Annotated in this window: 10 protein-coding genes and 1 pseudogene; 6 read left to right on the top strand and 5 right to left on the bottom strand. The window is 70.6% G+C overall.

Annotated features, from left to right (window positions below):
• Positions 1-85: 85 nt before the first annotated feature.
• The gene (locus ACFQO7_RS17435) at positions 86-2,485 is read right to left on the bottom strand and encodes a discoidin domain-containing protein (RefSeq protein ID WP_376807311.1); all 2,400 of its coding nucleotides are present in this window, start codon (positions 2,483-2,485) and stop codon (positions 86-88) included.
• A gap of 498 nt (positions 2,486-2,983) precedes the next feature.
• The gene (locus tag ACFQO7_RS17430) at positions 2,984-3,193 is read right to left on the bottom strand and encodes a helix-hairpin-helix domain-containing protein (RefSeq protein ID WP_376807310.1); all 210 of its coding nucleotides are present in this window, start codon (positions 3,191-3,193) and stop codon (positions 2,984-2,986) included.
• A gap of 65 nt (positions 3,194-3,258) precedes the next feature.
• Between ACFQO7_RS17430 and ACFQO7_RS17425 the strand changes: the two genes are divergently transcribed.
• From ACFQO7_RS17425 to ACFQO7_RS17405, 5 genes are all read left to right on the top strand, one after another.
• The gene (locus ACFQO7_RS17425; RefSeq protein ID WP_376807316.1) at positions 3,259-4,257 is read left to right on the top strand and encodes a zinc-dependent alcohol dehydrogenase family protein; all 999 of its coding nucleotides are present in this window, start codon (positions 3,259-3,261) and stop codon (positions 4,255-4,257) included.
• A 62-nt stretch (positions 4,258-4,319) separates the two neighbouring features.
• Positions 4,320-5,279: an ABC transporter ATP-binding protein gene (locus tag ACFQO7_RS17420; RefSeq protein WP_376807315.1), complete on the top strand. Its 960-nt coding sequence runs from the start codon at positions 4,320-4,322 to the stop codon at positions 5,277-5,279.
• Complete coding sequence (locus tag ACFQO7_RS17415) at positions 5,279-6,067, top strand: ABC transporter permease (protein ID WP_376807309.1); 789 nt, start codon at positions 5,279-5,281, stop codon at positions 6,065-6,067. Before ACFQO7_RS17420 ends, ACFQO7_RS17415 begins: the two co-directional genes overlap by 1 nt.
• Entirely contained in the window at positions 6,064-6,828 is a 765-nt protein-coding gene (locus ACFQO7_RS17410; protein ID WP_376807308.1) for an ABC transporter permease, read from the top strand. Before ACFQO7_RS17415 ends, ACFQO7_RS17410 begins: the two co-directional genes overlap by 4 nt.
• 286 nt (positions 6,829-7,114) lie before the next feature.
• Positions 7,115-9,364: a rhamnogalacturonan lyase family protein gene (locus tag ACFQO7_RS17405; protein ID WP_376807307.1), complete on the top strand. Its 2,250-nt coding sequence runs from the start codon at positions 7,115-7,117 to the stop codon at positions 9,362-9,364.
• 448 nt (positions 9,365-9,812) lie between these two features.
• Here ACFQO7_RS17405 and ACFQO7_RS17400 read toward each other — a convergent pair whose 3' ends face one another.
• Both ACFQO7_RS17400 and ACFQO7_RS17395 read right to left on the bottom strand, forming a co-directional pair.
• Positions 9,813-10,277 carry a hypothetical protein gene (locus tag ACFQO7_RS17400; protein ID WP_376807306.1) on the bottom strand — a complete coding sequence of 155 codons (465 nt, stop codon included), beginning with the start codon at positions 10,275-10,277 and terminating at the stop codon, positions 9,813-9,815.
• A gap of 145 nt (positions 10,278-10,422) precedes the next feature.
• Positions 10,423-11,674 (bottom strand): annotated as a pseudogene (locus ACFQO7_RS17395) (MFS transporter).
• 280 nt (positions 11,675-11,954) lie between these two features.
• On the opposite strand from ACFQO7_RS17395, the gene ACFQO7_RS17390 reads away from it, so the two are divergent.
• Positions 11,955-12,746 carry a hypothetical protein gene (locus tag ACFQO7_RS17390; RefSeq protein ID WP_376807305.1) on the top strand — a complete coding sequence of 264 codons (792 nt, stop codon included), beginning with the start codon at positions 11,955-11,957 and terminating at the stop codon, positions 12,744-12,746.
• A 61-nt stretch (positions 12,747-12,807) separates the two neighbouring features.
• Here the strand turns inward: ACFQO7_RS17390 and ACFQO7_RS17385 are convergent, their stop codons facing one another.
• Positions 12,808-13,848: an MBL fold metallo-hydrolase gene (locus ACFQO7_RS17385; protein ID WP_376807304.1), complete on the bottom strand. Its 1,041-nt coding sequence runs from the start codon at positions 13,846-13,848 to the stop codon at positions 12,808-12,810.
• Positions 13,849-13,870 lie beyond the last annotated feature (22 nt).

Genomic DNA, 13,870 nt, shown 5'->3' with positions numbered 1-13,870 from the left:
GGTCCGGCACGGCGGCCGGTGTGCGGGCCCGCGGTCCGCGTCGGCGTCGCGGACCGCGGGCCGGTTCTCGACCCGCGGGGACGGGTCAGCTCGCCCAGACCTCGAACTCGGAGAGCTGCCCGGCGGGCCAGCCGGTGTTGGCGGTGAAGTTGAGCCGCACGTACCGGGTGGAGGTCGCCGGGAAGGTGATGGTCACCGTGTTGCCCGAGGACGGGTTGAACGTGTAGCCGGCCGAGTTCACGATGGTGCTGAACGTCGAGCCGTTGGCGCTGCCCTGCACGGACAGCGTCTGGGTGCGGCTGGCCCACGCCGACGGCGGCGGCAGCTTGAGCACGATGCGGCTGACCGTGGTCGCCGCGCCGAGGTCGACCTGCAGCCACTGCGGGAAGGCGTTGTTGGCGCTCTCCCAGTACGAGTCGGCGTTGCCGTCGACGGTGTTGCCCGGCCCGTAGTTCTGGGTGTAGCTGCTGGCCTGGGTGGGCTTGTTGCGGGCCAGGTTGGATGCCGGGGCGGCGCTGGTGGTGGCGGTGGCCGTGTTCGACGGTGACGACGTGTTGCCGGCCGCGTCCTGGGCGGTGACCGTGAAGCTGTACGTCGTCGACGGGCTGAGCCCGGTCACCGTGTACGACGTCCCGGTCGCGCCCGCGACGACGTTGCCCGCCTGGCGCACCTGGTATCCGGTGACGCCGACGTTGTCGGTGGACGCCTGCCAGGACAGCGACACGCTGCTGCTGGCCTGCCCGGTGACGGTCAGGTTGCCCGGCGCGCTGGGGGCCTGGGTGTCGTTCTGCGGCGGCTGCGCGGTGCCGTACACCTCGAACCCGGCGCACTGCGCCGCGGGCCAGCCCGTGTTCCCGCTGATGGTGAGCCGCACGTAGCGGGCGGTGGCCGCGGTGAAGTTCAGCGTGACGGTGTTGCCCACGGCCGGGTTGAACACCACCCCGGCGGAGTTGACCAGTGTGGCGAACGTGGAGCCGTTGGCGCTGCCCTGCACCGAAAGGGTCTGGGTGCGGGTCTCCCAGCCCGCGGGCAGCTTCAGCACGATCCGGCTGACCGTGGCGGCCGCGCCGAGGTCGACCTGCAGCCACTGCGGGAACGCGTTGTTGACGCTCTCCCAGTACGTCGCCTGGTTGCCGTCGACCGCGTTGGCGGGCACGAAGCTGCCGTTGGTGCTGCCGGCCGAGGTGGGCTTGCCGCGCGCGAGGTCGGACTCGACGGGCGGCTGCCCGCCGACGACCGGCTGCGTCGGCCGGACCGGGGTGAGCGCGAGCTGGCCCTTGAGCATGCGGCCGCCGTCGGCGGTGATGCGCAGGTAGTAGTCCGACGAGCAGACGGTGCCGTCCTCGTCCAGGGTGACGATGCCGGAGTTGGTCGGCACCTGCGAGGCGTTCTCGGCGGTCTTGGCGATCTGGTTGCCCTCGTTGTACTCGTCGAACATGGACACATACAGGCCCTGCGCGCCGACGCGGATCATGTTGTAGAGGTGCCGCCAGTAGAAGTCGCCGTGGTAGCGGTGGTGCGAGGACAGGTCGCCGGGCATCACGCAGGGCTGGTAGTCGATGCCCCGGTTGTTGCACTCGGCCTGGTCGGGCACGTTGACGTTGGTGTAGAACCAGTCCAGGCCGTTGACGTCGCCGGTGCGGCCGACCATCCACGGCGAGATCATGTTGAACGCCGTGTACACGTCGAAGAAGCCCGCGCGGGAGTCGTTGATCCCCTGCCGCCAGTAGGTGGGCACGCCGCCGATGACGTAGCAGCCCTGGGCCTTGAACCAGTTCAGGACCTCCAGGCAGGCCGCGGGCGCGAACGGGCGGCCCGGGTCGTTGAAGCCGAAGCCCCAGATGCAGACGACCGGCTTGCCGTTCTGCCGGGCGTACGCCGGGGACGAGGTGTACGCCGACATCTTGGTGGTCCAGTCGGTCTTCAGCTCCGACTGCATGTTCGTCCAGTTGGTGACGTCGTACATGATGTAGAACTTGCGCCCGTACGCCTCGGCGGCGGTGCGGACCTTGGCCGCCATCGCGTCGCGGGTCGGGCCCTCGCCGCCGAACGGGTTGAACCGCTGCAGCGCCGCGGTGTCGCAGCCGTGCTGCTGCATCCACTGGAAGTGCAGGTTCACCGTGGACTGGTCGTAGGACGAGAACAGCTTCGCGGGCTGGCCGCTGCCGAGGTTCGCGTACGCGGTCTGGTACTGGGCGGGGTAGTCGCGCATGTCCGGCCAGGACACGATCGCGTTGTTGCTCGGCGACGGCGGCTGGCCCCAGTTGTTGCTCCAGTGCCACCAGCCGTTGATCGGGGCTCCGTCGCCGGTGCAGGCGAACCACCCCTGGTAGCCGACCGAGATCTTGCCGACGACGTCGCCGGGCGGGCTGGCCGCCGCGGCCGGGGCCGCCGCCGAGAGCCCTCCGGCGATGGCGCCGCCTGTCGCGGCCAGCGCCGATCCGGACGCCACGGAGGTGACGAACCTCCGCCGGGATACTGCCATGACGCACTCCCTTCCTGCACAGCCGGAGGGTGGCGAGGCGCGGAAGCGTGGCACCCTCCGTCACCGGACATCGGATGTCCGGCAGCGAACGGCGGTGAGCGGGACCGCATCCCCGGGCGGGGATTGGCAAAACCCTATGCCCGTGTCCGGGGCACGGCAAGATGTCGACGGAAACAATTCCAAAACCGACTCGCAACATCACCGTTTGTAGCACCGTTTCGTGCAAGTGCTTGCACGGCCGGAGTCATCGGGTCAGTGCGAGCGCCACCTCGGCCGCCGGGTGCGGCGCGTCGTGCACGCCGTCGAACAGCTGCCAGTAGAAGTCGTTCATGACCGCGACCACCGGCGCGTGCCGGACGATCATGTCGGCGAGTTCCAGCGCAGCGCGAGCGCGGCCGAAGCGGCGTAGTGGCGGGCCAGCCGCGCGCCGTACGCCAGGCCGTCGTCTCGCATGGTGGTCCTCCCCCGTCGTCGTGACGGGAGACTACCGGCAGATGATCATTCGCGCTCGTCGGCGAAGGTGAGGCCGCGCTCGGCGAGCGCCTCGCGCAGGATGCGGATCGCCTTCGGGCCGACCCCGTGCAGGTCGAGCAGGTCTTTCTTGGTCAGCTGGGAGACCGCGGACAGCGTGGTGTGACCCGCCAGGTCGAGGGCCCGGTTCGCCGGTGCGCTGATCTTCGGGATCTCGTCGCCCGACGCTGTGCTCATGGCGCCGATCGTAGATCAGGGCCCCGACATGGCCTGGTCCGGCGATGATGGAGGGCGTGGAGACCATGGCCGCGTGGGAGGTCGCCGCGCCGGGGCCGATCGCGACGCGGCCGCTGCGGGCGGTGCGCCGCCCGGTGCCCGAGCCCGAGCCCGGCGAGCTGCTGGTACGCGTACGCGCCTGCGCGGTGTGCCGCACCGACCTGCACGTCGCGGAGGGCGACCTGCCGCCGCACCGCAGCCCGGTGGTCCCCGGCCACCAGATCGTCGGCGAAGTCGTCGCGCTCGGCGACGCCGTCACCGGCTGGGCGGCCGGCGAGCGCGCGGGCATCGCCTGGCTGCGCCACACCGATCAGACCTGCGTTTACTGCCGCCGCGGCCAGGAGAACCTGTGCCCGGCCTCCCGCTACACCGGCTGGGACGCCGACGGCGGCTACGCCGAGTACGCCACCGTGCCCGCCGACTACGCCTACCGGCTGCCGGAGGGTTACGACGACGCGCATCTCGCACCGCTGCTGTGCGCGGGCATCATCGGCTACCGGGCGCTGCGCCGCGCCGAGCTGCCGCCCGGCGGCACGCTGGGCATCTACGGCTTCGGTTCGTCGGCGCACCTGACCGCGCAGGTCGCGATCGCGCAGGGCGCGACGGTGTACGTGATGACCCGCTCGCCCGCCGCCCGCGAGCTGGGTCTGAGCCTGGGCGCGGTATGGGCGGGCGGCGCTGACGAACCGCCGCCGGTGCCGCTGGACGCGGCGATCCTGTTCGCGCCGGTCGGCGACCTGGTGCCACCGGCGCTGTCCGCCCTGGACCGGGGCGGCACCCTGGCGATCGCGGGCATCCACCTCACCGACATCCCGGTGCTGAACTACGAGCGGCACCTGTTCGAGGAGCGGCAGCTGCGCAGCGTCGCCGCGAACACCCGCGACGACGGGCACGAGTTCCTGGCCCTGGCGGCGGCACACCCGCTGGCGGTGTCGGTGACGCCGTACCCGCTGGACCGGGCCGACGACGCCCTCGCGGACCTGGCGGGCGACCGGGTCGAGGGCGCGGCGGTGCTCATACCGTGAAGTATGAATTTTGCTTGAGCATGTAAATTTCTTGCACATTTCAGATCACATTTTCTACGCTGCTGCCTGTGTCAGACGTGATCGCAGAAGCCACGGGGCTAGTCAAGACCTACCCGCCGCGGGACAAACGTTCCGCCCCCTTCACCGCCGTCGACGGCATCGACTTCGCGCTTAAACGGGGTGAGGCCTTCGGCTTCCTCGGCCCCAACGGCGCCGGCAAGTCCTCCACCATGCGAATGATCGCCTGCGTCTCCCCGCCCACCGCGGGCACGCTGCGCGTGCTCGGCCTCGACCCGGCCACCGACGGCCGCCGCATCCGCGCCCGGCTCGGCGTCGTGCCGCAGGACGACGCGCTCGACAGCGAACTCAGCGTGCGCGAGAACCTGCTCATCTACGGCCGCTACTTCGGACTGCCCACCCGCCTCATCGACGAGCGGGCCACCCAGCTGCTGGACTTCGCACAACTGTCCGACAAGGCCGGCGAGCGCGTCGAAGCGCTGTCAGGCGGCATGCGCCGCCGCCTCACCATCGCCCGCTCGCTGATCAACGAGCCTGAGCTGCTGCTGCTCGACGAGCCCACCACCGGGCTCGACCCGCAGGCCCGGCACGTGCTGTGGGACCGGCTGTTCCGGCTCAAGCAGCAGGGCGTGACCCTGGTGCTGACCACCCACTACATGGACGAGGCCGAGCAGCTGTGCGACCGGCTCGTGGTGATGGACGGCGGGAAGATCGTCGCCCAGGGCTCCCCCGCCGAGCTGATCGCGAAACACGCCACCCGCGAGGTCCTCGAACTGCGCTTCGGCATCGGCGAACAGGCCGCGGCCCTCGACAAGCTGCGCCGGTCGGTGACCGGCGACCGGATCGAGGAGCTGCCCGACCGGCTGCTGTGGTACACCGCCGAAGGTGACGCCGCGCTGGCCGCCACGCACGCCCTCGGCCTGACGCCGGTGACCGCGCTGGTGCGCCGGGCGAGCCTGGAGGACGTGTTCCTCGCCCTCACCGGCCGGACGCTGGTCGACTGATGACGACCGTCACCGCGTCGCCGGGCATGGCCCTGCGCTTCTACCGCTACTGCTGGCTGCACTACCGGCGCAACTGGAAGGGCACCATCGTCATCAGCGTGGCCAACCCGCTGCTGTTCCTGGTCGCCATCGGCGCCGGCCTGGGCGCCGTGGTCGGCTCGCACGTCGACGCCCTGGGCGGCGTCAGCTACCTGGCGTTCTTCGCCCCCGGCATGCTCGCCGCCGCGTCCATGCAGAACGGCATGATCGAGTCCGCGTTCCCCGTCAGCTACCAGCGCATGCCCGGCCGGGCGTATCCCGTAGCCGTGTCCACACCGCTGGAACCCGTCGACGTGCTGCACGGCCACGCGCTGTTCATGGCTGTGAAGATCGCCATCGGCGCGGCCGCGTTCTGCGCGGTGATGTTCGCGTTCGGGGTCGCCGCGTCGCCGCTGGCCGTGCTGGCGCTGCCCGCCGCGGTGCTCACCGGGTTCGCCTTCGCGATGCCGGTCGCCGCCTGGGCGGTCACCCTGCCGGACGTGCGGCCGGTGCAGACGCTGTTCAAGTGGGTGGTCATGCCGCTGTACCTGTTCTCGGGCACGTTCTTCGCCACCACCCAGCTGCCCGAGGCCGTGCAGCACCTGGTCGCGCTCACCCCGCTGTGGCACGGTGTCGAGCTGTGCCGCACGCTCACCCTCGGCACCGCGACCTGGGCCGGGAGCCTCACCCACATCGCGTACCTGACCGCCCTGGCGCTCGCCGGCTACCTGGTGGCCCGGCGCACCTACCACCGCAACCTGCACCCGTGAAGGGACCCCTGATGCCCGCAGCGCACCTGATCGTCCTGCGGCACCTGTGGGTGCTGCGCAAAGGGCGGCCGTGGAACCTCGCCGTCAACGGCGTCTTCGAACCGTTCCTCTACCTGATGTCGATCGGCGTCGGCATCGGACAGCTCATCGACGGCGGCGCGGCCGCCTACGCCGCGTACGTCGCCCCGGCGCTGCTGGCCACCTCGGCCATGAACAGCGCCGTCAGCGAGACCACCGGCTCGGTGTGGTGGCGGCTGCGGTTCGAGAAGTTCTACGACGCCATCGTCACCACGCCGCTGACCGTCCGCGACATCGCGCACGGCGAGATCGCCGCGTCGGTGCTGCGCAGCACCCTGTCCGCGGCCTGCTTCCTGCTCGTGATCACCGGGTTCGGCATGGTCCACTCGTGGTGGGCGCTGCTGGCCCTGCCCGCGTGCGTGCTGGTCGCGTACGCCTTCTCGGCCGCGGGCATGGCCGCGATCACCGTCATCCGCGAGTTCCACCACCAGCAGTACCTGCAGCTGGTCATGCTCCCGATGTTCCTGTTCGCGACCACGTTCTACCCGCTGTCGGTCTACCCTGCGCCGCTGCAGCCCGTGGTCGCCGCCCTGCCCCTCTACCAGAGCATCGAACTGCTGCGCGGCCTCACCACCGGCGACCTGCACCCCGGCATGCTCGTCGCCGTGGGCTACCTGCTCACCATGGCCGCCCTCGGCTCCTGGCTCGCCACCCGCCGCCTGTCCCGCCTGCTGTTGCCTTGAGAGCAAGGAAGGGCACCTTCACAACGCTCCGCGTTGTGAAGGTGCCCTTCTTAACCGTGGTGGGTGGCTTGTGAGGAGGCATCGACAGGTCTAACATCCTTGCCGGGAGCAGGGCACGCTACCGCGTTATGGGCGAAACGGATGCACCGGGCATGCGTCCGCGCCAGGCCGATCCCGTACCGCACCGGGACCGCGACACACCGCGCCCGCGACGGAACCCGCCTGGACCATCCCCGATCTCCGTGCCGGGCGTCGCCCCGGTCCACCCATCCTCGGGAGAGGCATCATGCCCACTCGTACCCGACGGCGGCTCGCGGTGCTCACCGCGGCCACCGTCACCGTCCTGACCGCGGGCGTCGTGACCGCGGTCAGCGCGCAGGCGGCCGCGGGCTGCCGCGTCGACTACGCCGTCACCAACCAGTGGGGCGGCGGCTTCGGCGCCAACGTCACCATCACCAACCTTGGCGACCCGGTCACCAACTGGACCCTGACCTGGTCCTTCACCGCCGGGCAGGCCGTCACGCAGCTCTGGAACGGCAGCTTCACCCAGTCCGGGGCGAACGTGTCGGTCACCGACGCCGGCTACAACGGCCCCATCGCCACCAACGCGAGCACCGCGTTCGGCTTCAACGCCTCCTGGAACAACACGTCCAATCCGGCCCCGGTGAGCTTCGCGCTCAACGGCACCACCTGCACCGGCGCACCCGCGCCGACCTCGGCCGCGCCATCGGCGTCACCGCCCGCGTCGCCCTCGGCGTCACCGTCCGCGCCCGCCTCGCCGAGCCCGTCGCCGTCCGGCCCGCCGCCGTCGGGGGCCAAGCAGATGGAGGATCTGAACCGGGGCCTGGTCAGCGTCCGCTCGGGCAGCGCCAACCTGGTCTCCTGGCGGCTGCTGGGCACCGAGTCCTACAGCACGGGCTTCAACGTGTACCGCGGCGGCACGAAGGTGAACTCCTCGCCGATCACGAACTCGACCAACTACCTGGACAGCGGGGCGGCCGCCGACGCCTCGTACACGGTGCGCGCCGTCGTGAACGGCGCCGAGCAGGCCGCCTCGGAGTCGTCGCTGCGCTTCACCGGCGGCAACTACCTCGACGTGCCGATCTCCGCGCCCGCGAGCGGCTACTCCGCCAACGACGCGTCCGTCGGCGACCTCGACGGCGACGGCCAGTACGAGATCGTGCTCAAGTGGGACCCCGACAACGCCAAGGACAACTCCCAGTCCGGCGTCACCGGCAACGTCTACGTCGACGCGTACCGGCTCAACGGCAGCCGTATGTGGCGCATCGACCTGGGCCGCAACATCCGGGCCGGGGCGCACTACACCCAGTTCCAGGTGTACGACTACGACGGCGACGGCCGCGCCGAGGTCGCCATGAAGACCGCCGACGCGACCCGCGACGGCGTCGGCACCGTGATCGGCAACGCGAGCGCCGACTACCGCAACTCCAGCGGCTACATCCTGTCCGGTCCGGAATACCTCACCATGTTCAACGGCCTGAACGGCGCGGCGCTGTCCACGGTGAACTACGAGCCAGCTCGCGGCACCGTCTCGTCCTGGGGCGACAGCTACGGCAACCGGGTCGACCGTTTCCTCGCCGGCACGGCCTACCTCGACGGCGCTCGGCCATCGCTGATCATGTCGCGGGGCTACTACACCCGTACCGTCATCGTGGCCTGGGACTTCCGCAACGGCTCGCTGACCCGGCGCTGGACGTTCGACTCCAACAGCGCCGGCAGCGCGTACGCCGGGCAGGGCAACCACCAGCTGTCCATCGGCGACGTCGACGCCGACGGCCGCGACGAGATCATCTTCGGCGCGATGACCATCAACGACAACGGCACCCCGCTGTGGAACACCGGCCGCGGCCACGGCGACGCCCTGCACGTCGGCGACCTCGTGCCCGGCCGCGCCGGGCTGGAGGTCTTCAAGGTCAGCGAGTCCACCAGCCAGCCCGGCTCCTGGCTCGCCGACGCGCGTACCGGCCAGGTCCTGTGGTCCACGGCCTCCGGCGCGGACAACGGCCGCGGCGTCGCCGGTGACATCTGGGCCGGCAGCCCCGGTGCGGAGGCCTGGTCGGCGTCCGACACCACGCTGCGCAACACCGCCAACGGCGCGTCCCTCGGCCGCGAGCCCAGCTCGATCAACTTCCTGGTCTGGTGGGACGGCGACCCGGTCCGGGAACTGCTCGACCAGACCCGCATCGACAAGTACGGCACCGGCGGCGACACCCGCCTGCTCACCGCCAGCGGCGTCGCCTCCAACAACGGCACCAAGGCGACCCCGGCCCTGTCCGGCGACCTGTTCGGCGACTGGCGCGAGGAGGTCATCTGGCGCACCAGCGACAACACCGCCCTGCGCATCTACGCCACCACCAACACCACCGACCGCCGCATCCACACCCTGATGCACGACCCCATGTACCGCGTAGCCATCGCCTGGCAGAACACGGCCTACAACCAGCCACCCCACCCCAGCTTCTTCATCGGCGACGCCATGCCCACCCCACCCACCCCCAACATCTACCTCCGCTAGCAAAGGAAGGGCACCTTCCCATCGCCATGCGTAGAGGAAGGTGCCCTTCTTAACGCCACAGGCCTGTTGGCCTGCGCCGCCGTGACGTCACGGTGCGCGCGACCGATCCGGCGAGCCCTCGGCCGGCGCGGCCATCAAGGTCATCCGACTTGCCGGGCACCCGTGCGTATCTTGGGCGCGCTTTCACCCAGTTGCCTGGCAAGTCGAATGACCTTGGTGTGGAGACCGCCCGGCTCAGGTCTCGGCCGCTGTCCGTTTGGCGATGATCACGCTGACGCAGTCCTTCACCTCCCTCGGTGGTGAGGGCTCAGCGCCTGTGTCGAGATGGGATGACCTCGGCTCGGCCCGCCGTGGCATGTCGACCTCCACCCCGTGATCGCATACTGCGAAGAGCGCGGAGTCCGCGCGGCAGCGCGGCCTCCACGCATCCACACGTCAACCGGATCGATCACATATCGATGTAGAAGCGCTGGGTCTGGCTCTCGTTCACTCCGTAGGCACCGGTGTTCGCGTCGTAGCGTCCGACCTTGACCTCGACGGTGTACAGGTATCCATCTGGCAGACCTGCGCTGAACGTCCAGCTGCGGTCTATTTTGGTCCCTGCGCCACTCGTGTTGTCGAAGGCCCGATTGCTAACCATGTATTCCTCGTGAACGCACCAGCACTCCAGGAAGATGTTCACCCAGACGCGGGCGCGGTATCCGTCGGCACTCGTGTCCCAGATGCTCACCTCGCCCTTGATGTCGCCGTCCACGGCGTAGAAGTAGCCTTCGGCCTTCGAGCGCGCGACCCCGCCGTTGACGTAAGTCGTGGAGACGATCGTGCAGTATCCATCGCATACCACGTTGATCGACGCGTGGGCCGGCGTGGCCCCGACGGCGAGGACCGCGGCGAGGGCGGTCAGCGCCGCCACTATAGCGTTGCGCATACTTCTCGCGAATCGAGATCGCATCATTTGCTGCCCCGTTCCAGTAACTGTTGCGTACCGATGTCCATTTCAACGTATTTACATACGACAGTCGGCACAAGAACGTTAAGTGGGAGCTTAACAACGCAGGTCAGCGCAGTCCGCGAATTGTTCGCGCACCTTTCACACACCATCCGGCAGCCGGCGAACGTCGCCCTGCTCGACCAGGGTGCCCGGCGCGACGGGCGCACGGTCCGGCTGCGCCCGGAAAAGCGGAGTGCACAGCGCCGGTCGCCGCGGTGGCCGTGCACAGCGCGCCCGCCGCGATCAGGGTCGCCGACGAGCCGTATCCCGCAGCCGCCGCAGTCAACGCCGCCGCGCCCAGCGGGGTCAGCGCCGAGTGCAGGGTCCAGAACGCCGAGGTGACCCGGCCGAGCAGCGGAGCAGGCGTCACCTCCTGCCGCAGTGACATCGACGCGATACCCGCCACGGCGCTGCAACCGAGCACCGCGGTCGCGGCAGCGGCCACCACCGGCACCCGCCCCGCCAGCCCGATCCCGGCCATGGCGACGCCGCACAGCGCCCACGCCCCGGTCCACGTCGGCGCGAAGCCGTACCGCCGCCGCAGCCGGGTCACCGCGACCGACCCCAGCAGCGTGCCCACGATGCCGACCGCGAGCACGTAGCCGACGGTGCCGTCGCTCTGGCCGAGGTCGTGCTTCAGCCGGTAGATCACCACGTCGGTGAGGCCGAACGTGAGGCTGCTCAGGACGGTCAGCAGCACCGTCATCGGGCGCAGGATCGGATGCCGCGCGATGAACCGAACCCCGGCCAGCAGCACGTCCAGCGGCCGCTCGCCCTCGGCCGTGGACGGGCCGACGGGTCGCAGGCGGAGCAGGACCAGCACCGCCGCGGACACCGCGAAGGTGGCCGCGTCGACCGCGATCGCCGTGGTCGGGCCGAACCGGCCGGACAGCAGCCCGGCCAGGGCCGACCAGGTATGCCGTGGAGGACGCCGCGAACAGCCGGCTGTTGGCGCGGGTGATCTCGTCGGCGGGCACGAGGCTCGGCACGACGGTCACGTGCGCCACCCGGAACACCATGCCGAAGGCACTGGCCAGGGGCAGCACCAGGTAGAGCAGCCAGGGCCGCGGCCCGGCGAGCCAGACCAGCGGGATGCTGCCGTACAGCAGCAGCCTGGCCAGGTCGCACCCGACGAGCAGGCGTCTGCGGTCGAACCGGTCGACGACGGCGCCGGCGAACACGCCGGTGACCAGCGTCGCCGCTCCGCCGAGCGCGGTGACCACGCCCATCTGCGCGACCGAGCCGGTGGCGTGCAGGACGAGCAGCGGGATCGCGACGTACGAGAACGAGTCGCCGAGCGCGGACAGCGTCTGCGCCACCAGCAGCGGCCACAGCCCGCGCCGGGGCGCGGGCGGAGTGCTCGCCTCTGTCCCGGTCAGCGCGCCCTCCTCCGCCGGTCCGTCGCCGTCAACGTACCCGAGGCACCGGGTCCGGGCGCCGCCTTAGGCACGCCCACGGCACCGCCCGGACCACTCGATGAACCCGCTTCGGCGTAGGAGCACAAATGTGGCAGATACGTCGCATGTCGCAATCACCCCATTACGCACAGTCACGTTACGGTGACCAGGCTCTGACAACCGACATCCACGAGGAGTGCGCGTGAAGACTCGCATCGGTAAGCGCCGCTGGCTGACGGCGCTGCTGGCGGTGCCGCTGGTCGCCGTCATCGCCGCGGTCACCCCCGGATCGGCGTCCGCGGAGGGCGACGGCGACGGAGGGAACCGGGACCACTGGGGTGTGATCACCCGCAACACGATCGGCTCCCCCGTCGCCGACCTGCGCAACGGACCATTCGGCTCGTTCGGCGTGACGGGCCCCCAGGCGCGGCCGCCGTACGGCCAGGGCAGCCTCGGCATCGAGGTGGCTGTCGTCCCCGGCACGACTCCTTTCGTCGAGAAGGTCGACTTCGGCAACGAGGTCGACTTCTTCGGCAAGCCGGTGTCCGGGCTGACCCGGGTCGGTTTCCACGTGTTCCAGACCGGCGAGAACGTCTCGTACGGCGGCGCGGCGAACCTGCCCAACATCAGGTTCGAGATCGACCCGAACCTGGCCTCGAACGCGACGACCTACTCCACGCTGGTATGGGTGCCGGCCGCGCTGACGACGCCGACGAACCAGTGGAGCCCGTTCATCGACGCGACCCAGAACGGCACCTGGTTCCTCACCGGCGCCGCGGGCACGGTGACCGGCTGCAACCTGACCACCCCGTGCTCCTTCGCCGACGTCAAGACCAGGCTCGACGCCGACGGCGGCGACCCGGCGACCATCTACACCGCCGCGGTGGGCAAGGGCCGCGACTTCATGTGGATCGGCGCCGTCGACGGTCTGCGGATCAACGAGACCCTGTACGACTTCGAGCCGTCGGGCGTCAAGACGCGCCGGACTCGCTGACCGGAGCGCACGAGGCGGCCCGGCCGAACGTCCGACAGGACGCGGCCGGGCCGCCTCGGTTTCAGGAGGACAGCGCCTGCCACCAGGGGTCGAGAGCGGGCGGGGCGGTGACGTCGACCCGCTCGCCGGGGCGGGGCACAGCGAGGTTGACGTCGCAGGCCTTGGCTTCGGCCCAGAGCCGGTCGACGGGCTCGGCCCACGGGTGCAGGGCCAGGTTGAAGGTGGCCCAGTGGACCGGGATCAGCAGGTCGCCGCGCAGGTCCAGGTGGGCCGCGACGGCCTCCTCGGGGAACATGTGGATCTCGGGCCAGCCCTTGTCGTACGCGCCGATCTGCATCAGCGTGGCGTCGAACGGGCCGTGGCGCTCGCCGATCGCGGCGTAGCCGTCGAAGTAGCCGGAGTCGCCGGTGTAGAAGACGCGGCGCTGCTCGCCCGCGATCACCCAGGAGCTCCACAGGGTGCCGTTGCGGCGCAGGGTGCGGCCGGAGAAGTGGCGGGCCTCGGTGGCGGTCAGGGTCAGCCCCGCGACGTCGGCGCTCTCCTCCCAGTCCAGCTCGATGATCCGGTGGTCCGGCACGCCCCAGCGCTCCAGGTGCGCGCCGACCCCGAGCGGCACCAGGAACGGGGCCTGCTGGCTGCGGGTCAGCGCCTGCACGGTGGGCATGTCGAGGTGGTCGTAGTGGTCGTGCGAGATGACGATCGCGTCGATGCGCGGCAGGTCGGCCAGCGCCACGGGCATCGGGTGCAGCCGTTTGGGGCCGATCCCGGGGGTCGGCGAGCAACGGTCGCTCCACACCGGGTCGAGCAGCACCCGCGCGCCCTCGATCTCGACGAGCACGGTGGCGTGGCCGTACCAGGTCAGGTGCAGCCCTTCGGCGAACGTCGCGGCCTCGCCGGTGACCAGGGGCACCGGGGCGCTGGGCCGTCGGCGCTCGCCGCCGGTGAGGAACTCGCGCACGCTGGGGCGGCTCTCGCCGCCGACCATGGTGCGGGTGGGCGTGCTGTTGCGGAAGGAGCCGTCGCGGAAGTGCGGCGACCGGCGCACCCGCTCGGCGCGGGCTCCGCTGGGGGTCGCGCCCAGTGCGGCGAGGATGGCGGGCATGTCGGTGTCCTTAGTGGTCGGT

The sequence above is a fragment of the Catellatospora aurea genome (genome assembly GCF_042663325.1).
GTDB lineage: Bacteria > Actinomycetota > Actinomycetes > Mycobacteriales > Micromonosporaceae > Catellatospora > Catellatospora aurea.
The sequence above is the reverse complement of the archived record's forward strand: the minus strand, read 5'-3'. Positions and strand labels throughout refer to the sequence as shown.

Coding starts and splice junctions, on each gene's coding strand:
- ACFQO7_RS17405 (WP_376807307.1), top strand. CDS start 7,115: ATGCCCACTCGTACCCGACGGCGGCTCGCGGTGCTCACCGCGGCCACC.
- ACFQO7_RS17430 (WP_376807310.1), bottom strand. CDS start 3,193: ATGAGCACAGCGTCGGGCGACGAGATCCCGAAGATCAGCGCACCGGCG.
- ACFQO7_RS17425 (WP_376807316.1), top strand. CDS start 3,259: ATGGCCGCGTGGGAGGTCGCCGCGCCGGGGCCGATCGCGACGCGGCCG.
- ACFQO7_RS17385 (WP_376807304.1), bottom strand. CDS start 13,848: ATGCCCGCCATCCTCGCCGCACTGGGCGCGACCCCCAGCGGAGCCCGC.
- ACFQO7_RS17435 (WP_376807311.1), bottom strand. CDS start 2,485: ATGGCAGTATCCCGGCGGAGGTTCGTCACCTCCGTGGCGTCCGGATCG.
- ACFQO7_RS17415 (WP_376807309.1), top strand. CDS start 5,279: ATGACGACCGTCACCGCGTCGCCGGGCATGGCCCTGCGCTTCTACCGC.